Annotated in this window: 15 protein-coding genes; 10 read left to right on the top strand and 5 right to left on the bottom strand. The window is 68.5% G+C overall.

Annotated elements, in window-relative coordinates; genetic code table 11:
* The first annotated feature begins 4 nt into the window (after positions 1 to 4).
* Together accC and aat are read left to right on the top strand one after the other, a co-directional pair.
* On the top strand, positions 5 to 1,357 hold the full coding sequence (gene accC / locus ACWIDZ_RS01765) for an acetyl-CoA carboxylase biotin carboxylase subunit (RefSeq protein WP_291774351.1): 1,353 nt from the start codon (positions 5 to 7) through the stop codon (positions 1,355 to 1,357).
* A gap of 9 nt (positions 1,358 to 1,366) precedes the next feature.
* Positions 1,367 to 2,074, top strand: coding sequence for a leucyl/phenylalanyl-tRNA--protein transferase (aat, locus tag ACWIDZ_RS01770; RefSeq protein WP_422388327.1), 708 nt, complete (start codon positions 1,367 to 1,369; stop codon positions 2,072 to 2,074).
* Here the strand turns inward: aat and ACWIDZ_RS01775 are convergent.
* On the bottom strand, positions 2,041 to 2,748 hold the full coding sequence (locus ACWIDZ_RS01775; protein WP_291774348.1) for a DUF2155 domain-containing protein: 708 nt from the start codon (positions 2,746 to 2,748) through the stop codon (positions 2,041 to 2,043). The genes aat and ACWIDZ_RS01775 overlap by 34 nt on opposite strands.
* Positions 2,745 to 3,137 (bottom strand): NADH:ubiquinone oxidoreductase subunit NDUFA12, encoded by a 393-nt coding sequence (locus ACWIDZ_RS01780; RefSeq protein ID WP_291776067.1) that lies wholly within the window; start codon positions 3,135 to 3,137, stop codon positions 2,745 to 2,747. Before ACWIDZ_RS01780 ends, ACWIDZ_RS01775 begins: the two co-directional genes overlap by 4 nt.
* A gap of 219 nt (positions 3,138 to 3,356) precedes the next feature.
* Here ACWIDZ_RS01780 and ACWIDZ_RS01785 point away from each other — a divergent pair, with 219 nt between their 5' ends.
* From ACWIDZ_RS01785 to ACWIDZ_RS01795, 3 genes are all read left to right on the top strand, one after another.
* Complete coding sequence (locus ACWIDZ_RS01785; protein WP_453988486.1) at positions 3,357 to 5,993, top strand: TSCPD domain-containing protein; 2,637 nt, start codon at positions 3,357 to 3,359, stop codon at positions 5,991 to 5,993.
* 71 nt (positions 5,994 to 6,064) lie between these two features.
* Positions 6,065 to 6,559, top strand: a complete 495-nt coding sequence (locus ACWIDZ_RS01790) for a pentapeptide repeat-containing protein (RefSeq protein WP_291774343.1) — start codon at positions 6,065 to 6,067, stop codon at positions 6,557 to 6,559.
* A 65-nt stretch (positions 6,560 to 6,624) separates the two neighbouring features.
* On the top strand, positions 6,625 to 7,503 hold the full coding sequence (locus tag ACWIDZ_RS01795) for a pentapeptide repeat-containing protein (RefSeq protein ID WP_291774340.1): 879 nt from the start codon (positions 6,625 to 6,627) through the stop codon (positions 7,501 to 7,503).
* Between the two features lie 64 nt (positions 7,504 to 7,567).
* Here the strand turns inward: ACWIDZ_RS01795 and aspS are convergent, their stop codons facing one another.
* The gene (gene aspS / locus ACWIDZ_RS01800; protein WP_453988485.1) at positions 7,568 to 9,400 is read right to left on the bottom strand and encodes an aspartate--tRNA ligase; all 1,833 of its coding nucleotides are present in this window, start codon (positions 9,398 to 9,400) and stop codon (positions 7,568 to 7,570) included.
* A gap of 209 nt (positions 9,401 to 9,609) precedes the next feature.
* Between aspS and ACWIDZ_RS01805 the strand changes: the two genes are divergently transcribed.
* From ACWIDZ_RS01805 to ACWIDZ_RS01815, 3 genes are all read left to right on the top strand, one after another.
* A complete protein-coding gene (locus tag ACWIDZ_RS01805) occupies positions 9,610 to 10,272 on the top strand; it encodes a chromosomal replication initiator DnaA (protein ID WP_453988483.1) in 663 nt (220 codons plus the stop codon).
* A gap of 199 nt (positions 10,273 to 10,471) precedes the next feature.
* Complete coding sequence (locus ACWIDZ_RS01810) at positions 10,472 to 12,703, top strand: RNA degradosome polyphosphate kinase (RefSeq protein ID WP_453988482.1); 2,232 nt, start codon at positions 10,472 to 10,474, stop codon at positions 12,701 to 12,703.
* The gene (locus ACWIDZ_RS01815) at positions 12,703 to 14,193 is read left to right on the top strand and encodes a Ppx/GppA phosphatase family protein (RefSeq protein WP_291774328.1); all 1,491 of its coding nucleotides are present in this window, start codon (positions 12,703 to 12,705) and stop codon (positions 14,191 to 14,193) included. The genes ACWIDZ_RS01810 and ACWIDZ_RS01815 overlap by 1 nt, the downstream gene beginning before the upstream one ends.
* A 39-nt stretch (positions 14,194 to 14,232) precedes the next feature.
* Here ACWIDZ_RS01815 and rnd read toward each other — a convergent pair whose 3' ends face one another.
* Positions 14,233 to 15,387, bottom strand: a complete 1,155-nt coding sequence (gene rnd / locus ACWIDZ_RS01820) for a ribonuclease D (RefSeq protein WP_453988481.1) — start codon at positions 15,385 to 15,387, stop codon at positions 14,233 to 14,235.
* A gap of 81 nt (positions 15,388 to 15,468) precedes the next feature.
* Here rnd and purM point away from each other — a divergent pair, with 81 nt between their 5' ends.
* Positions 15,469 to 16,518, top strand: a complete 1,050-nt coding sequence (gene purM / locus ACWIDZ_RS01825; RefSeq protein ID WP_453988480.1) for a phosphoribosylformylglycinamidine cyclo-ligase — start codon at positions 15,469 to 15,471, stop codon at positions 16,516 to 16,518.
* 246 nt (positions 16,519 to 16,764) lie between these two features.
* Here purM and ACWIDZ_RS01830 read toward each other — a convergent pair whose 3' ends face one another.
* Positions 16,765 to 18,354 carry a S10 family peptidase gene (locus tag ACWIDZ_RS01830; protein WP_291774320.1) on the bottom strand — a complete coding sequence of 530 codons (1,590 nt, stop codon included), beginning with the start codon at positions 18,352 to 18,354 and terminating at the stop codon, positions 16,765 to 16,767.
* 202 nt (positions 18,355 to 18,556) lie between these two features.
* Here ACWIDZ_RS01830 and purN point away from each other — a divergent pair, with 202 nt between their 5' ends.
* The gene (gene purN, locus ACWIDZ_RS01835) at positions 18,557 to 19,141 is read left to right on the top strand and encodes a phosphoribosylglycinamide formyltransferase (RefSeq protein WP_453988479.1); all 585 of its coding nucleotides are present in this window, start codon (positions 18,557 to 18,559) and stop codon (positions 19,139 to 19,141) included.
* Positions 19,142 to 19,147: the final 6 nt, after the last annotated feature.

Consider the following 19,147-nt stretch of genomic DNA (forward strand, 5'->3'; position numbering starts at 1 on the left):
CCCCATGTTCACCAAGGTCCTGATCGCCAACCGGGGCGAGATCGCGCTGCGCATCCACCGGGCGTGCAAGGAGATGGGAATCTCCACCGTCGCCGTTCACTCCGAGGCCGACCGCGGCGCCATGTGGGTGCGTCTGGCCGACGAGAGCGTCTGCATCGGCCCGGCGCCGGCGGCCAAGTCCTATCTGAACATCCCCTCGATCATCGCGGCGGCGGAAATCACCGGCGCCCAGGCGATCCACCCCGGCTACGGCTTCCTGGCCGAGAACGCCCGCTTCGCCGAGATCATCGAAGCCCACGGCATGACCTTCATCGGTCCCAAGCCGGACCACATCCGCATCATGGGCGACAAGATCACCGCCAAGCAGGCCGTGAAGGACGCGGGCATCCCCGTCGTCCCCGGCTCTGACGGCGAGGTCGAGACGGTCGAACAGGCCATCGAGGCGTCCAAGGCCATCGGCTTCCCCCTGATCGTCAAGGCGGCCGCCGGCGGCGGCGGTCGCGGCATGAAGGTGGCCCAGACGGCCGATGATCTGGTCGAGGCCGTGCAGACGGCCCAGGCCGAGGCCCTGGCCGCCTTCGGCAACGGCGCCGTGTATATGGAGCGCTATCTCCAGAAGCCGCGCCACATCGAGATCCAGGTCATCGCCGACAGCCACGGCAACGTCGTCCACCTGGGCGAACGGGACTGCTCGCTGCAACGCCGTCACCAGAAGGTGCTGGAAGAGGCCCCCTCTCCCGCCCTGTCGGCCGAGGGCCGCAAGAAGATCGGCGAGACGGTCAACAAGGCCATCGCCGCCATCGGCTACCTGGGCGCCGGCACCATCGAGTTCCTGTGGGAGGACGGCGAGTTCTTCTTCATCGAGATGAACACCCGCCTGCAGGTCGAACACCCGGTCACCGAAATGATCACCGGCGTCGATCTGGTGCGCGAACAGATCCGCATCGCCGCGGGCCTGCCGCTGTCGTTCACGCAGGAAGAGATCACCTTCGAGGGCCACGCCATCGAGGTGCGGATCAACGCCGAGAACCCGGACACCTTCACCCCCTCGCCGGGCACGATCACCGAGTTCCACGCGCCGGGCGGTCTTGGCGTGCGTCTGGATAGCGCCATCTTCGCCGGCTATTCGATCCCCCCCTATTACGACAGCCTGATCGGCAAGCTGATCGTCCACGGCCGCGACCGCGAGGAAGCGCTGGCGCGTCTCAAGCGCAGTCTGGGCGAGACGGTCATCAGCGGCGTCGACACCACCATCCCCCTGTTCCAGAAGCTGTTGCAGGAGCCGGACATCCTGTCGGGCGACTACGACATCCACTGGCTGGAGAAGTGGGCGGCGGCGCAGAAAGCCAAGGCCTAAAGGCCCGCCTTGCCCAAGGCTCCCGACGAGCCCGGCTTCAGCGCGAGCGGCCCTTCCGACGTCTTCGGACCGGAGGCGCTGCTCGCCTGCTACGCTCGGGGCGTCTTTCCCATGGCCGAGGCGCGCGACGATCCGCGCGTCTTCCTGGTCGAGCCGGACCAGAGGGGCGTCATACCGCTGGATCGCTTCCACATTCCGGCACGCCTGCGCCGCACCGTTCGGAGCGATCCGTTTCAAGTGCGAGTGAACACGGCCTTCGCGGCTGTGCTGGACGCCTGCGCCGCCTCCGCGCCGGGCCGCGAAGACACCTGGATCAACGCCCCGATTCGCCGCCTCTACATCGAACTGCATCAACGCGGCTTCGCCCACAGCGTCGAGTGCTGGCGGGACGAGGCGCTGGTCGGCGGCCTCTATGGCGTCACCTTGGGCGGCGCCTTCTTCGGCGAGAGCATGTTCAGCCGGGCGACGGATGCGTCCAAGGTCGCGCTGGTCCACCTGGTCGCGCGACTGAAGACGGGAGGATGGCGACTGCTGGACGCCCAGTTCCTGACCGACCACCTCAGCCAGTTCGGCGCGGTCGAAACGCCCCAGGAGGCCTATCTGCGGATGCTGCCCTGGGCTCTGCAGGCCGAGCCGGACATGGACGCCTTCACAGCCCCAATGAGCGGGGCCGAGGCCGTGGCTTACGCCTTACAGCCGACCACCCAGGCGTCATAGACGGGGTGCTGCATCCCGCTGACGCTCGGCGATGAAGCGAACATCCAACCCCTGAAAACCTGCCGCGCCTCGGTCGGCGCCGCCAGACCGCGCGGCTGAACCCCGACCTCCATATAGGCGATGGCGTCCTCGGTCATTTCGTCGGAAGCCGAGACCTCGCAGGCCCGCGCCTTGAAGATCAGGGTCTTGCCGAAACGCACCGGGCGGCCGCCCACCTCGACCTCAAACCGCATGGTCTCGGCCGTGGTCTTGTCTACCGCCTGGATGACGGCGATGCGGCGACGCTGGCGCACGCCAGGCGGCGTGGCGGGAGCCGCGGGCGCAGGCGCGACCTCTTCCTCCTCGACCACCAGTTCTTCTGGCACTTCTTCCTGAACGGCGACTTCCTGTCCCTGGATCGCCACGGTCGGGACGCCCGGCTGCGCGGGTGCGCCCGGCGCCGTCGGATTGGCGGCCGGAGCCTGACCGCCGTTCGCGGGCGGCGTCTGCGGCTGAGACGGCTGGGTCGGTTGCAGCGGCGTACGACTGGTGTCGCGCAGCAGGTCGCCGATGGGATCGGCCGGCGCAGGCGTCGCGTCCTGCGGCAGGTCCATCAGGACGCTGGCCACGCCCGCGCCCGAGATCGCCAGTCCCGCGACGACCACCCCGGCCAGCAGGACATGGCGAAAGGTCATTCCGGGCTCCAGGCCTGATAGTCGCCGGTGGCGGCGGGGCGTTGGCCCAGGGCGGCCAGCGAACCCTGCGGACGACGCGCCATCGGCGTGCCGGTCAGGTTCGGCAGATGATCCTTCTCCCACGCCTGACGGGGCAGCGGGCGCTCGGCCGGGCTCTCGTCATAGGTGTAGCGCAGCCAGCCCTGCCATTCCGGCGGCACCTTGGTCGCCTCGGCGTAGCCGTCATAGATGACCCAGCGGCGCTTGCGGCCGTCATAACTGACGGCGTCGCGGGATTCGTAATAGCGATTGCCGAACTCGTCCGTGCCGACCAGCTGGCCGCGTTTGCCAACGGTGAACAGGGTGCCGATCGTGGCGCCGTTCCACCAGGTGAAGATCTTGCTCAGCACGTCGTCGAACTCACTCGAATCCACCGCCCCGGGGAGGTCCGGCGGCGCAGGCCGATCATAGAAACCGCGACGCCCCGCGTCCAGCAGGGAGCGTGCCGGAAACGCCTCAACATCTTGTGGGCAACACCCCTTGCGGCCGCAACATCTATTGAAGGGCGTCGCTCGACCCCGTTAGGCTGTCCGCAGGACACGCTCCAGACCCAGCGTGGGAGACGCCCGATGCGCTTCAAGCCCCTGTTTGCTCCCCTGGCCGCCGACGTCGCCGTCGAGCCGCGCGAGATCGAGCGCGCCGACGCCGTCGAGATCGTCCTGGCCCCTTCCGCCTGGTCCGATGTCCAGGTCGAAGCCTGGCTGGACTGGACTGACGCACCCTCCGCTTCCCGTCCCGACCTTCCGCTGAACGGCGCCGTCCATGACTGGGCCGAGCGTCTCGCCCATGTCGGACGCGAAGGCGGCGTCTTCGCCAACGCCGCCGAAGGTCGCCGATTCGAGGCGGAGCTGACCGGCGCGGTCCTGCTGGGCCTGACCGCCCTCAGCGATGCGGCCGCCCGCGTCTCCGACGCCCTGCGTCTGGACCTGTCCGAGCCCGAGGCCGAGCGCCGACTGGCGCAGCAGGCCGCCGTCTGGCGCCGCGACCGGCTGTCCGCTCAGGCCGCCGAGGCCCTGGCCCAGGCGCTGGCGAACGTGGCCGACGCCGTGGCGCGGTGCGAGGGCGATGCGGCCGCCTGCGCCGATCCCGCCTCCAACCCCGCCCTGACCCGCGCCGCCCATGTCGCGCGACAGTGCGGCGCCGCCGATGCGGACATCCTGCGCGCCATCAAGGGCGAGGGCCTTTCGGCAGGCGCTGCGCCGCCGGTCGATGCCGCACAGGCGCCGCTGATCGTGCTGGCCCAGCCCGATACGGCCGCCGCCGGCGGACCGCTGGCCCTCGCCGTCGCCGAGGCGGCGCTGGAAGGCCCCGTCGTCGCCGTCTTCGCGCCCGCCGATGCGGACGCCGCCGCCGATGCCACGCTGGCCGCCCGCGCGACGCTCAGCCTCCCCGCTCTGGCCGCCGCCTTCGGAGACGACTTCGAGGAGGCGCTGGCCGCCCTGACCGCATTGCTTGTGACGGCGCTGGACCTGACGCTGGATATCTCGAGCGATGATCGGCGCGCCGCCGCACGCCCCATCGCACTGGGTCCAGGCGGTCTGGCCGACTGGGCCGTGGCGCAGGACGCCGCCGCGCCCGCCGCTCCAGCCTCGGTTCTGGCCGCCAAGCTCGCACGCTGGGCCAACGCCGCCTCCACCGATCTGGCCGCGCGCCTCGGCCCCTGCGCCGAGTGGGAGACGGTGAAGGACGAAACCCTGGCCGCCCTGACCGAACGCGGCGAGCCGGTCGAGGCTCTGCGCGCCCACGGTCGTCGTCACGCGATGATCAGCCTGTTCGCCGACGACGCCGAACTGGCCCTGCGCCTCGGCGTCTCGCCCTTCGCGGCGACGGACGTCTGGCAGACGGCGGACGGCGAGGTCGAGCGCCGCCTGCGCCCGGCGTTGGCCGTCGCCCTGACCCGCGCGGGCGCCGACGTTGAAGCCGCCGAGCGCCATCTGTTCGGGCGCCGCACCCTGGCCGAGGCGCCGGGCGTCAGCCACGCTCGCCTGCGCGAACTGGGCTTCACCGATCTGGAACTGGAGGGGATCGAGCGCGCCCTGGCCACGGTCGAGGATTTCGTCGACGCCTTCGCGCCGCCCGTGCTGGACGAGGGCTTCATCGGCGACGTACTGGGCCTGACCTTGGCGCCGGGCGAAGCCCTGCTGCCGCGTCTGGGCTTTGACGAGGCCGCGATCCGGGCGGCGGCGGACCATGTTTTCGGCCGTCCCGACCTGTCCGACTGGGACGCGGCGCCCGAGGCGCTTCGGTCGCTGCTGTCCCGATCCGGCGAGGCGCTGGAGGCTGACCTGCGCCGCGCTGTCGAACCCTTCAGCGACGCCCCCGACCTGGCCCCCGTCACGTTGGACTGGCGCGCCGATCGGCTGGATCTGGCCCGCGCCCTGGCTGACGCAGCCCTCGACAGCCGCCGCGCCGCCGTGCTGCGCCGGGCCGAGGCCCCTGCCGATTTCCGCCTGCGCCTGCCCGAGGTCGAGGCCCCGCGCCGCGCCGAGGCTGCGTCCGCCCTTGAGGCCGCGCCCCGCACCGTCGAGCGCGTGGTGGAGAAGGTGATCGAGCGCGACCGTACCCGCCGCCGCCTGCCCGACCGCCGCAAGGGCTATATCCAGAAGGCCTCGGTCGGCGGCCACAAGGTCTATATCCACACCGGCGAATACGAAGACGGCGAACTGGGCGAGATCTTCATCGACATGCACAAGGAAGGCGCCGCCTTCCGCTCGATGATGAACAACTTCGCCATCGCCATCTCCATAGGCCTGCAATACGGCGTGCCGCTGGACGAGTTCGTCGACGCCTTCGTCTTCACCCGGTTCGAGCCGTCGGGACGGGTCACGGGCAATGACTCCATTCGCTCGGCGACCTCCATCCTCGACTATGTGTTCCGCGAACTGGGCGTCTCCTATCTGGACCGACGCGAGCTGGCCCAGGTCACGCCCGAGGCCGCCAATCTGGACGGCATGGACGGGGCTCCCGCCGACGCGCCCCAGCCCGTGCCCGCCGCCCGTTTCATCTCCAAGGGCTTCGCTCGAGGCGCGGCGCCCGACAATCTGATCGTCGCCCCCTTCGGCCGGAAGGAGCCGTCGCCGCGCACCACGCCCCAGGTCCAGGCGCAGGCCGGCCCCTGCCCCGAGTGCGGCGACCTGATGCTGACGGACCGGAACGGGACGCCCGTCTGCGGCGCCTGCGGCGCGGCGCCCAAGGTTCAGGGCTGAATCGGGACAGCCTGTCCCGAAACGGCGGCCCGTTTCTTGCTGCGACAGGCGCAAAGCCTGGAGCCATTCGCATGATCCGTCCCGCCATCGCCCTTCTCGCCGCCGTCGGCCTGACGCTGACGGCCCTGCCCGCCTCGGCGCAGAACGCCTCGCAGATCAGTCAGGTGCGTCGCGGCGCATCCTGCCCCGGCTGCAATCTGTTCCAGGGCGACTTCTCGGGCCTGGAGCGCGGCGGGCTGAACCTGTCGGGCGCCCGCATCCGCCAGGCGGACATCAGTCTGTCGGTGATGAACCGCACCAATTTCCGCCGCGCCGACCTGCGCGACGTCGAGGCCTACGGCGCCGTCCTGTCCAGCTCCAACTTCAGCGGGGCGGACATGACCAACGCCAGCTTCGTCGGGACCTATCTGGAAGGCGCCGCCTTCGCCGGAGCCAAGCTGAACGGGACGAACCTGTCGGGCGCGCAGCTGTCGCGCGCCACCGGACTGACCCAATCCCAGCTCAACCAGGCCTGCGGCGACGAGAACACGGTTCTACCTTCAGGCCTGCGCATTCCCGCCTGTTGAGCGTCGCCTTCGTTACCGCGATTTAAGTAGGGTTTTTACGGACTAAGGCGCATTCAAAGGGGGTGATGAAACGTTCGATTTCACCCCTGCGCCGTCTGGCCCTCGCCGCCTCAGCCCTTGCGGGACTGACGACGGCCGCCCCTGCTCTGGCCGGCGTGGCGGACATGACCTGGACCCAGGATCGAGACGTCGCGCGCATGGTGTCGCTGGGCGGCAGCTGCACCCGCTGCGAATTGTCCGGCCGTGACCTGTCCGGCGCGACCCTGACCGGCGCCAACTTCACCTACGCCACCCTGGTCGGCGCCAATCTGCGCGGCGCCGAACTGGTCGGCTCGAACTTCACGGGGGCGGACTTCAGCCGCGCCGACATGCGCGGCATCGAGATGGTCGGCTCGATGTTCACCAACGCCAAGATGACCGGCGCCCAGCTGATGGGCGCCGAGGCGACCGGCGCCGTCCTGATCCGCGTCGACCTGAGCGGCGCCAATCTGAGCGGGGCCGAGCTTCAGGGCGTGAACATGAACAGCGCCATCCTGACCCGCGCGCGGCTGAACGACGCCGAGATCTTCGGCGCCACCCTGGCCAACGTCGACGCCCGCGGCGCCGACTTCACCAGCGCCGACATCAAGGCGTCCAATCTCTCCGGCGGGAATTTCGACGGGGCCACCTTCCGCGACGCCGATCTGGACGGCGCGCGCCTGTCCGGCGGCAGCTTCAACCGGGCGGATTTTCGCGACGCCTCCATGCGCCGCACCGACATTCGCGGTCTGGATCTGTCGCGGGCGCGCGGCCTGACCGCCGATCAGGTCGAGGAGGCCTGCGGCGACGCCGCAACCCGCCTGCCCGGCGGCCTGACGGCCCGCAACTGTCGCAGCGGCGTCCGCGTCATCCGCACGCCTCCAGCGCCGCCTGCGCCCCCGGTTCCGCCGCGCCCGCGCAACTGAAGCTCAGAAACAAGAAAGGGAGGGGTCGTCCCCTCCCTTTCTCAATTCAGCGCAGTGGCCGTGATCAGACCTTGATCGGCAACTGGGTGCGGATCGACAGTTCCTTGAGTTGTTTGTCCTCGACCTCGGCCGGGGCGCTCATCATCAGGTCCTGACCCTGCTGGTTCAGCGGGAAGGCGATGACCTCGCGGATGGCCTGTTCGCCCGCCAGCAGCATGACGATGCGGTCGATGCCCGGCGCCAGACCGCCGTGCGGCGGCGCGCCGTAACGGAAGGCGTTCAGCATGCCGCCGAACTGCTCTTCGACCACCGAGGCGTCATAGCCGGCGATCTCGAAAGCCTTCAGCATGATCTCAGCCCTGTGGTTCCGGATCGCGCCCGAGCACAGTTCATAGCCGTTGCAGACGATGTCGTACTGATAGGCGCGGATGGTCAGCGGGTCCTGCGTCTCCAGCGCCTCCATGCCGCCCTGCGGCATCGAGAAGGGGTTGTGGCTGAAGTCGACCTTCTTCTCTTCTTCCGACCATTCGAACATGGGGAAGTCGACGATCCAGCAGAACTTGAACTGGTCCTCATCGACCAGCTTCAGCTCCGTGCCGACGCGGGTGCGGGCCAGACCGGCGAACTTGGCGAAGACGCCCGGCTGACCGGCGACGAAGAAGGCCGCGTCACCCTTGCCCAGACCCAGCGAAGACATCAGGGCCTCGGTCGGCTCCTGACCCAGGTTCTTGGCGATCGGGCCGCCCCACGACTGCTGATCGTCCGACCAGAAGATATAGCCCAGGCCCGGCTGGCCCTCGCCCTGCGCCCAGGAGTTCATGCGGTCGCAGAAGGCGCGCGAGCCGCCCGTCGGCGCCGGGATGGCCCAGACGGCGTTCTTCTCGTCGGCGCCCAGAATCTTGGCGAACAGGCCGAAACCGCCCTCGCGGAAGTGGTCAGACACGTCCTGCATCTTGATCGGGTTGCGCAGGTCCGGCTTGTCCGAACCGTACCACTTCATCGATTGTTCGAACGTCAGACGCTCGAAGCCCTTGTGCTCCATCGTCTGACCGAAGTCGTTGGTGAAGACGTGCGTCCCGTCGATCGGCGACACCGGCTTGCCCTCGCCGAACTCGGTGAACAGGCCGTGCATCAGCGGCTCGATCGCCTGGAAGACGTCTTCCTGCGTGACGAAGCTCATTTCCACGTCGAGCTGGTAGAACTCCAGTGAACGGTCGGCGCGCAGGTCTTCATCGCGGAAGCAAGGCGCGATCTGGAAATAGCGGTCGAAGCCCGAGACCATCAGCAACTGCTTGAACTGCTGCGGCGCCTGCGGCAGGGCGTAGAACTTGCCCGGGTGCATCCGGCTGGGCACCAGGAAGTCGCGCGCGCCTTCCGGCGACGAGGCCGTCAGGATCGGCGTCTGATACTCAAGGAAGCCCTGGGCGACCATGCGGGTGCGGATCGACTGGATCACGCGCGAACGCAGGACGATATTCTTGTGCAGACGCTCACGACGCAGGTCGAGGAAGCGGTTGCTCAGGCGAATCTCTTCCGGATATTCCTGCTCGCCGAAGACGGGCATCGGCAGTTCGGCGGCTTCCGACAGGACTTCCACCGACAGGACGCGCACCTCCACCTCGCCGGTCGGCAGGTTGGCGTTGACGGTCGAGCCTTCGCGCAGGACCACCTCGCCGTCGATCTTGATGACGCTCTCGGCGCGCAGACGCTCAACCACGTCGAAGCCCGGCGTTTCGGGGTGCAGGACCAGCTGGGTCAGGCCGTAGTGATCGCGCAGGTCGACGAACAGCAGGCCGCCGTGGTCGCGCTTGCGGTGAATCCAGCCCGACAGACGAACATTCGCGCCGGCATCCGTCGAACGGAGGGCGCCGCAGGTGTGGGTGCGATAGGCGTGCATGATCGGATTTCGTCTGAAAACGGCTGTCGAACAGCGTGAATTAGGAGCGGGGAAAGGCCCATCATCGCCCCCGAAAGTCAAGGCTGAGGCCTGATCGCGCGGATGAAACGCCCGCGATACGCCATCCACAGCGGCGCGCAGGTTGTCCCCGTGATCCCGCCCTATCAACAGAGACGCCCGCGTCCCCGCCCGGCTAGGGTCCGGTCATCATGAACGCCTCGGCCGCCGAAATCCGCCAACTGCGCCTGCCGCTGCAGCAGGAGACGCCGCAGCGCGCCTCCGACCTGGCGATCTCTGAGGCGAACGCCGCGGGCGTGGCCGCCCTGGCCGCCTGGCCGGAAACACCCGGCGCCGTCCTGGCCCTGTTCGGCCCGGCCGGTTGCGGCAAGAGCCATCTGGCCGCCGCCTGGGTCGAGCGCACCGGCGCCATCGCCCTGCACGGCGCCGAGGCGGCCTTGATCGACCCGCTGGAGTTGGAGGGCCGTCCCGTCCTGCTGGACCGGGCCCAGGACGCCGATGACGAGAGCCTGTTCCACCTGATCAACCTGACCCAGTCGGGCGGCGGCGCCCTGCTGCTGGTGTCCCGCGATCCGCCCGCCTCGTGGGCCGCCGATCTGCCGGACCTGCGTTCGCGGCTGAACGCCATCCGCACCGTGGGGATAGAGGCGCCCGACGACGTGGTCTTCGCCGCCATGCTGCGCCGCGCCTTCGCCAGCCGGAACATCACCCCGGCCGACGAACTGATCGACTATCTGGTCCGCCGCATCGACCGCTCGGCCGAAGCCGCCGAGGCCGTGGTCGACCGCCTGGACGCCCTGCACCGCCCCGTGACGCGTGTGCTGGCGCGGCAAGTGCTGGACGGGGAACCCTGACCCCGCTCATCCCCGCGGAGGCGGGGGCCCAGTACTTTGTCTTCAAGCTCACGCTTGGGACCATGAAGACCTTTGAGCCGAGCGCTCGTGGCTCTCGCTGGGTCCCCGCCTCCGCGGGGATGAGCGGAATAGTTTAAGTCCCGCCTGCCGCGACACAATCGCGGTTGCAGCCGTCACAGGCGCGCGCGACAACGGAATCATGACCGATATCGCCCCCATCGCCGTCGACACCACCGGCGAGGAAGTCCCCTCCTCTCGCGCCCCGCAGTTGGAGCTGTCGGAGGCGCTGATGGCCTCGCCCGAGCGGTTCATTAACCGCGAGCTGTCGTGGCTGGCCTTCAACGGTCGCGTGCTGGAAGAGGCGGCGAACGAGAGCCACCCCCTGCTGGAGCGGGTGCGTTTCCTGTCCATCTCGGCCAACAACCTGGACGAGTTCTTCATGACCCGCGTGGCCGGCCTGAAGGGCCAGGTGCGCGAGCGCGTCCGCGTCGTCTCGCCCGACGGCCTGACCCCGGCCGAGCAACTGGAGCAGGTCAATGCGGCGGCGGGCGGCCTGATGGCCGAACAGCAGCGTCAGTGGCGCGTCCTGCGCAAGGAGATGGCCGCCGCCGGCATCGAGATCGTCGAACGCGTCCGCATCACCAAGACCGAGCGCGAACGGCTGGAGCCTGAGTTCCTGAACCAGTTGTTCGCCGTCTTGACGCCGATGGCCATCGACCCGGCGCATCCCTTCCCCTTCCTGCCCAACCTCGGTTTCTCGCTGGCGCTGAAGCTGCGGCGCAACAGCGACAACCGCGTCCTCTACGCCCTGGTGCCGGTGCCGACGCAGGTGCGGCGCTTCTGGGCGCTGGCGACGGACGGACGTTCGACGCCGGGGCGCACGCGCTATGTCTCGCTGGAAAACCTGCTGCTGCTGTTCATCGACCACATGTTTCCGGGCTGCGAGATTCTGGAAAAGGGCCTGTTCCGCCTGATCCGCGATTCCGACATCGAGATCGAGGAAGAGGCCGAGGATCTGGTCATGGAGTTCGAGGAGGCGCTGAAGCAGCGCCGCATGGGCTCGGTCGTGCGCATCAAGATCCAGGCGGACATGCCCGACGACCTGCGCGACTTCATCATCGCCCAGCTTCACGCCCAGCCGCAGGACGTGGTGCTGGTCGACGGGATGCTGGGGCTGGCCCAGCTGTCCGAACTGATCCCCGGCGGCCACCCCGACCTGAAGTTCAAGGGCTATGAGCCGCGCTACCCCGAGCGAGTGCGCGACAACGGCGGCGACATCTTCGCGGCCGTGCGCGAAAAGGACATGCTGATCCACCACCCGTTCGAGAGCTTCGACGTCGTGGTGCAGTTTCTGCGTCAGGCGGCGCGCGACCCGCACGTCATCGCCATCAAGCAGACGCTTTATCGCACATCAAAAGACAGCCCCATCGTCGCCGCCCTGATCGAAGCGGCCGAGAACGGCAAGAACGTCACCGCCCTGGTCGAACTGAAGGCCCGCTTTGACGAAGAGGCCAACCTGCGCTGGGCGCGCCAGATGGAGCGGGCGGGCGTCCACGTCGTCTTCGGCTTCGTGGAATACAAGACCCACGCCAAGATGAGCGTCGTCGTGCGGCGCGAGGGCGAATCCTTGCGCACCTACTGCCACTTCGGCACAGGCAACTATCACCCGGTCACGGCCAAGATCTACACGGACCTGAGCCTGTTCACCTGCGATCCAGCCTTGGGCCGGGATGCGACGCGGGTGTTCAACTACATCACCGGCTATGCCGCGCCGGACGAACTGGAAGCCCTGGTCGTCTCGCCGCTGAACATGAAGACCAGCCTGATCGAGATGATCGGCAAGGAGATGTCGGCCGCCGCCAAGGGCAAGCCCGCCGCCATCTGGGCCAAGATGAACGCCCTGGTCGATCCGGAGATCATCGACGCCCTCTATCGCGCCAGCCAATGGGGCGTGCGCATCGAACTGGTCATCCGGGGCATCTGCTGCCTACGCCCCGGCGTGCCGGGCCTGTCGGAGAACATCCGGGTCAAATCGATCGTCGGCCGCTTCCTGGAGCACAGCCGCATCGTCGCCTTCGCCAATGGCCACGACCTGCCCAGCAACCGGGCGCGGGTCTACATCTCCTCGGCCGACTGGATGCCGCGCAACCTGGACCGCCGGGTCGAGGTGATGACGCCGATCCTGAACGCCACCGTCCACGATCAGGTGCTGGATCAGATCATGGTCGCCAATCTGAAGGACGACGCCCAGAGCTGGGTCCTGGCCTCCGACGGCTCCTACCGCCGGGTGATGCCCAGCGGCTCCGAACGGCCCTTCTCGGCGCACAAGTATTTTATGACCAACCCCAGCCTGTCGGGGCGCGGCCGCAAGGTGAAGACCCTGCCCGGCGCCCTGTCCTACCCTGGCCTCAAGCCGCGGAAGCGCCGCTGATGAGCCCCGAGCGCGAATACGAGTCGAAACAGATCGCCGTCATCGACATCGGCTCCAACTCGGTGCGCCTGGTGCTGTATCGACTCGAAGGCCGTGCGGTCTGGACCATGTTCAACGAAAAGGTGCTGGCGGGTCTGGGGCGTGACCTGGCCGCCACCCGGCGCCTGTCCGAACCGGGCGTCGTCATGGCCATGACGGCGCTGCGCCGCTTCGCCGCCGTGATCGAGGGCGTCCAGCCGGATCAGGTGCTGGTCGCCGCCACAGCCGCCGTGCGCGAGGCCGAGGACGGCCCCCTGTTCTGCGAGCGCGTGGCCGCCGAGACGGGCCTGCGCATCCGCGTGCTCAGCGGCGAGGAGGAGGCGAAATATTCGGCGCTGGGCGTGCTGGCGGGCGATCCCGGCGCGCGCGGCGTGGCCGCCGACATGGGCGGCGCCAGCCTGGAGCTGACCCGGATCGGCGACGGGCCCCGCGGCAAGGGGGTGACCCTGGCGCTCGGCCCCTTCGCCCTGCTGGACGCCAAGGGCTTCGACGCGGATCGCCTGCGCGCCCGCATCGCCAAGCGGCTGGGGCCGGTCGAGGACGCCTATGCGACGTCGACGCTCTACGCCGTCGGCGGCGCCTGGCGCAGCCTGGCCCAGATGCACATGGCGATGGCCGATCATCCGATCCGCATCGTCCATCAGTACGCCATGAGCGCCGCCGACGCCCGCGACATGGCCCGTCTGATCGCGCGCCAGTCACGCGTCTCCCTGGAGAAGCTGCCGGGCGTATCCAAGCGCCGGGCCGAGACGCTGCCCTACGCCGCCCTGGTGCTGGAGGGGCTGATCGATCGCCTGGAGCTGAGCTCCGTCGTCTTCTCGGCCTGGGGCGTGCGCGAGGGGCTGCTGTATCATGGCATGGAGCCCGCCATGCGGGCGGTCGATCCCCTGCTGGCCGGCTGTTCGGCCTGGGGCGGCCGACAAGGGGTGGACCCGGCCCTGCCCCGCGCCCTGGACGGCTGGCTGCAGTCGGTCGCCTCGGCCCTGCCGGAAGTGTTCGGCGAGGAACGCGACGCCCTGCTGACGTCCTCGGTCTGCCGGCTGGCGGACCTGGGGGCGCGGCTGCATCCGGACCACCGCATCAACCTGGTGTTCGATCAGGTGCTGTGGTCGCCCATTCCGGGCCAGACCCACGCCGAGCGCGCCTTCATGGCCGTGGCGATGAACGCCCGCTACGGCGGCGAGGCGCGCACGCCCGCGCCGGATACGGTCAACCGCCTGCTTTCGGACAAGGGCCAGAAGCGCGCCCGCGCCCTGGGCCTGGCCATGCGGCTGGCCTGTGACCTGTCCGGCCGCTCGCCGCAGTTGCTGGCCAACGCCACGGCCACGGTCGAGAAGGGCGCGCTGCGCGTCACGGCCGCCAACGGCTACGCCGACATGCTGCTCGGCGAACAGACCAAACGCCGCGCCAAGGCCCTGGCCGAAGCGATGGACCTGGCGCTGAAGATATAAGCGGCGCCTCCCCCTCCCATGAAAGAGAGGGAGAAAGCGTCACCCCTCGATCTCGACCACTTCGACGCGGGCGCCGTTCAGGACCAGGGCGATCTCGCCCTTCTTGAGTTTCAGCGCGTCCTCGCCGAACAGCTGGCGGCGCCAGCCCTTCATGGCCTCGACGTCGGCGTTGTCGTTCAGGGCGATCTTCTCCAGGTCGGAGACAGTGGCGATCAGCTTGGCCGCCACGCCCGCGTTGTCGCTCTTGGCCTTCAGCAGCACCTTCAACAGCTCGACCACCGAGGGCGGCGCCGGCTGATTGTGCGACGGCCGCTCCAGCTTGGGCGCATGGGCTTCCGGGTCGGCCAGGACGCGCTTCAGCTCGGCCGCCAGCTCCAGCCCCAGACGCGAGCCGCCAAAGCCCTTCGGCACCGAACGCAGGCGGTTGAAGGCGTCCGGGTCGGTCGGCGCCTGGACGGCGATCTCGTCGATGGCCTCGTCCTTCAGGATGCGGCCGCGCGGCTGGTCGCGTTCCTGGGCCGCGCGCTCGCGCCAGACGGCGGTGGCGACGAAGGCGGCCAGATACTTGGCGTTGAACTTCTTCGGTTTCAGCCGCTTCCAGGCGTTCTCGGGCGAGGTGTCGTACAGCGCCGGGTCCGTGACCGCGCCCATTTCCGACATGACCCAGTCCAGACGGCCTTCCTTCTGCAGCCGGTCGCGCAGCTTGGGATACAGGGCCGACAGATGCGTCACGTCGCCCAGCGCATAGGTCAGCTGCGCGTCCGACAGCGGGCGACGCGCCCAGTCGGTGAAGCGGCTGCCCTTGTCCAGCTCCTGACGCAGCATCTGGCGCACCAGCGCCTCATAGCTGACCTGATCGCCGAAACCGGCGGCCATGGCGGCGACCTGGGTGTCGAACAGCGGGCGCGGCATGGCGCCCAGCTTGTTGAAGATCTCCACGTCCTGTCGGGCGGCGTGGAAGACCTTCAGAATCGATTCGTCCCGCAGGATGTCGAGGAACGGCTCCAGATCCAGATCCTCGGCCATCGGGTCGATGATGGCGGCGTCCGTAGGCGAAGCCGCCGCCTGAATCAGGCACAGCCTGGGCCAGTAGGTGGTTTCCCGCATGAATTCCGTATCGACGGTGATGAACGGGGCCTTGGCCAAACGCTCGCAGAAGGCGATCAGCGCGTCATTGGTGGTGATTGGCGTCATTCCGATGCTATAGCCCCGCGCGACGCCGTCGTGGCAAGAGCGCCGCGACAAATTTTCGCCCCCGATTTCGAGCCGTGACCGATGAGCGACACCCCTGAGGCCCAAAAAGACGGACTGAAGAATGGCCTGACCTACGCCGACGCAGGCGTAGATATCGACGCCGGAGAACAGCTGGTCGACGCGATCAAGCCCCTGGCCAAGTCCACGCGCCGCCCCGGCGCCGAGGCTTCGCTGGGCGGTTTCGGCGCCCTGTTCGACCTGAAGGCGGCCGGTTTTGAAGACCCGCTGATCGTCACCACCACCGACGGCGTCGGCACCAAGCTGAAGATCGCCATCGAGACCGGCCGTCACGACGACGTGGGCGTCGATCTGGTCGCCATGTGCGTCAACGACCTGCTGGCCCAGGGCGCCGAGCCGCTGATGTTCCTGGACTATTACGCCACGGGCAAGCTGGACGTGGACGCCGCGCGCCGCGTCGTGGCGGGCATCGCCGAGGGCTGCCGTCAGTCGGGCAGCGCCCTGGTCGGCGGCGAGACGGCCGAGATGCCGGGCATGTATTCGGGCGGCGACTATGATCTGGCCGGCTTCTCGGTCGGCGCGGTCGAGCGCGGCAAGGTCCTGCCCTATCTGGACCAGCAGAAGCCGGGCGACGTCATCATCGGCCTGGCCTCCTCGGGTCCGCACTCGAACGGCTATTCCCTGATCCGCAAGGTGGTCGAGAAGTCCGGCCTGGCCTGGGGCGACGACGCCCCCTTCGCCAAGGACCAGACCCTGGCCCAGGCTCTGATGGAGCCGACCCGCATCTATGTGAAGCCGGTCTTGCCGCTGATGAAGGCCGACCTGATCAAGGGCGCGGCCCACATCACGGGCGGCGGCCTGATCGAGAACCCGCCGCGCTGCATCGCCGAGGGCCTTGAGGCCAGCTTCGACTGGGACGCCTGGCCCATGCCCGCCGTCTTCCAGTGGCTGGCCGAGACGGGCGGCGTGTCGGATCACGAGATGCGCCGCACCTTCAACTGCGGCGTCGGCTTCATCCTGATCGTCGCGCCCGAAAACGTAGAGCCGGTGCTGGCCGCCCTGCTGAACGCGGGCGAGACGGCGTTTGTCTGCGGACAACTGCAGACGGCGTAAGGCCATCGCCTTCCGACAAGACAAAAGCCCCCGGTCAACGCGACCGGGGGCTTTTTTTGTCGAATGATACCCTTCATTCCCGCTCATCCCGGCGGACGCCGGGATCCAGTGCTTTGGCTCAGGATGCAGCGATTGCCGTTCTCACTGGGCCCCGGCGTCCGCCGGGGTGAGCGGGAGAAAGCGGGAGCGCAAAAAAGGCCCCGGTCGCGTGACCGGGGCCTTCTTCATTTCAGACGGTCGCCGGGATCAGCGCAGGCCGCCGTTCTCCGTCTCATTGTAGAACTTCGACAGATCGACGTGCAGTTGCTCCAGCGCCGGGCGGGCCGTGTACATCATGTGTCCGCCTTCATAGTAGGTGAACTCCAGATTCCCGCGCAGGTGCGGCTCCAGCATCATCTGGGCCAGGTCGTATTCCGTGCCGAAGAAGGGCGTGGCGGCGTCGTAATAGCCGTTCAGCGCCAGCACCTTCAGGTGCGGATTGCGACGAATGGCGGTGGCCAGGTCGACCGCCGTGTTCGGCGTCGTCTGCGGGCCGCCGACCGGCGGGCGGTGGTTCCAGTCCCAGTTGAAGCCCGGCAGGCCCCGCGCCGACTGGCGATAGTCCATCTCCGTCCGATAGTTCAGCGTCGTGGCGATGTAGTCGCGGAAGATGCTGAAATAGGCGCCGGTGATGGCGCTGCTCGAGGGATCTTCCTCGGGCGAACCGCCCACCGCATTGGCGTCAATGCCCAGATAGCGCATGTCCAGACGGCCGATCGTCTGACGACGGTCGCGCAGCAGCTCCTTCCGGAACGGGCTGAGTTCAAGGCGCAGATTGGCCTGGTCCAGGACCTCAGGCGAGATGCCGATCAGGGCGCTCATCTGCTGGGCGATCTGGGCGCGCTCGGCGTCCGAGATCAGGTGCCCCTTCGACAGGGCCGCCGCATAGGGGCCGATGGCGAATTCACGGGCGCGCTGGACATGCTCTTCCAGGCTGGGCTTGTTCGGGATCTTGTTGTGATACCAGGCCGTCGCTGCATAGGTCGGCAGCAGGGTGACGAAGTTCTGCGGATAGCCCGGCTGGCGCACGCCGTAGTTCATGATCGAGGACAGCAGGACCACGCCGTTCAGCGACATGCCGCGATCTTCCAGTTGATGCACCAAGGCGCCGGCGCGCAGGGTGCCGTAGCTTTCGCCTAGGATGTATTTCGGGCTGGACCAGCGGTCGAACTTGGTCGTGTAGCGCATGATGGCGCGGGCGAAGGTGTCCGCATCCTGGTCCACGCCCCAGAAGGCCGAGCCCGGCGTCTCGCCCAGCGGGCGCGAATAGCCGGCGCCGACCATGTCGATGAAGACCAGATCGGTCTTGTCCAGCAGGGTCATGTCGTTGGGCGCCAGGTTGAACGGCCCCGGACGCTCGACCACCGGGGCGTCGGTCTGGACCCGCATCGGGCCGAAGGCGCCCATGTGCAGCCACACCGTCGGCGAACCCGGCCCGCCGTTGAACATATAGGTGATCGGGCGGCGCCCCACGGGCTGGCCGTCCAGCGTATAGGCCACATAGAAGAGGCTGGCCGTCGGCATGCCCGCGTCGTTGCGGACCGTCAGGGTGCCCGCCGTCGCCTTGTAGCGCAGGGTGCGGCCGTGGGCGTTGATCGAGTGGCTGGTGGTGACTTCCGATTCATCGGCGACAGCGCGGGCCCAGTTCTTCTCGATCTGCTCGGCGTTGGCGTTACGCAGGCGATCGGCGGCCGAGCGGACCGGCCCCGAACCGCTGGACGCGGCCTCCTGAGCCATGGAAACGGCCGGCGCGGCCAACAGAGCCGCGGCGCAGGCGGCGGTCAACAGACGACGCATTCAGGTACTCCCCCTTGGATGCCGGACTCTCCGGCGCATCGACGCTAACGCCGCCGTTTCCGAAGAAGCAACGGAGTTTGCGACAGTTCAGCGACAATCGTTCGGCGGCGACGCGCCCCTCCCCTTCGCCACGCCCTCCCTCTTGCTAAGTCGCTTTCGGGGCCGCATGGCAGTCGCGCCTTCTTTCACGCGTGAGCCGCCCATGTCCGTCGCCAAAACCCGCGTCGCCGTCCTGATCTCGGGAACCGGATCGAACATGGCCAGCCTGATCGCGGCCGGCCAGACCGCGGACGCGCCATATGAGGTCGTGGCCGTCATCTCCAATATCGCAGGCGCGGGCGGTCTGGCGAAGGCCGCGGCGGCGGGCGTCGAGGCGCTGACCGTCGAACACAAGCCCTTCGGCAAGGACCGCGAGGCGCACGAGCGCGCCATCGACGCCCTGCTGGCCGAACGCGGCGTCCAGGTCGTGGCCCTGGCCGGATACATGCGTCTGCTGACCCCGTGGCTGGTTGGGAAATGGGCCGGCCAGATGCTGAACATCCACCCGTCGCTGCTGCCGCTCTATCCGGGGCTGAACACCCACGCCCGCGCCATCGAGGCCGGCGACCTTGAGGCGGGCTGCACCGTCCACATCGTCACCGAGGGCGTCGACGAAGGCCCTGTCCTGGGCCAGGCGCGCGTGCCGATCCAGCCCGGCGACACGCCGGACATCCTGGCCGAACGGGTCAAGACGGCGGAGCACGGCCTTTATCCCCAGGCGCTCGCCGATTTCGTCCGCCGCTCGTAATCCTTA

It is taken from the genome of Brevundimonas sp. NPDC055311 (assembly GCF_053645695.1).

Bases quoted from the DNA above. Each gene is read 5' to 3' on its own strand.
- ACWIDZ_RS01790 (WP_291774343.1), top strand. From the start codon at position 6,065: ATGATCCGTCCCGCCATCGCCCTTCTCGCCGCCGTCGGCCTGACGCTG.
- ACWIDZ_RS01775 (WP_291774348.1), bottom strand. From the start codon at position 2,748: ATGACCTTTCGCCATGTCCTGCTGGCCGGGGTGGTCGTCGCGGGACTG.
- aspS (WP_453988485.1), bottom strand. From the start codon at position 9,400: ATGCACGCCTATCGCACCCACACCTGCGGCGCCCTCCGTTCGACGGAT.
- ACWIDZ_RS01830 (WP_291774320.1), bottom strand. From the start codon at position 18,354: ATGCGTCGTCTGTTGACCGCCGCCTGCGCCGCGGCTCTGTTGGCCGCG.
- accC (WP_291774351.1), top strand. From the start codon at position 5: ATGTTCACCAAGGTCCTGATCGCCAACCGGGGCGAGATCGCGCTGCGC.
- ACWIDZ_RS01810 (WP_453988482.1), top strand. From the start codon at position 10,472: ATGACCGATATCGCCCCCATCGCCGTCGACACCACCGGCGAGGAAGTC.
- ACWIDZ_RS01785 (WP_453988486.1), top strand. From the start codon at position 3,357: ATGCGCTTCAAGCCCCTGTTTGCTCCCCTGGCCGCCGACGTCGCCGTC.
- ACWIDZ_RS01795 (WP_291774340.1), top strand. From the start codon at position 6,625: ATGAAACGTTCGATTTCACCCCTGCGCCGTCTGGCCCTCGCCGCCTCA.
- ACWIDZ_RS01805 (WP_453988483.1), top strand. From the start codon at position 9,610: ATGAACGCCTCGGCCGCCGAAATCCGCCAACTGCGCCTGCCGCTGCAG.
- rnd (WP_453988481.1), bottom strand. From the start codon at position 15,387: ATGACGCCAATCACCACCAATGACGCGCTGATCGCCTTCTGCGAGCGT.
- ACWIDZ_RS01815 (WP_291774328.1), top strand. From the start codon at position 12,703: ATGAGCCCCGAGCGCGAATACGAGTCGAAACAGATCGCCGTCATCGAC.
- purM (WP_453988480.1), top strand. From the start codon at position 15,469: ATGAGCGACACCCCTGAGGCCCAAAAAGACGGACTGAAGAATGGCCTG.
- purN (WP_453988479.1), top strand. From the start codon at position 18,557: ATGTCCGTCGCCAAAACCCGCGTCGCCGTCCTGATCTCGGGAACCGGA.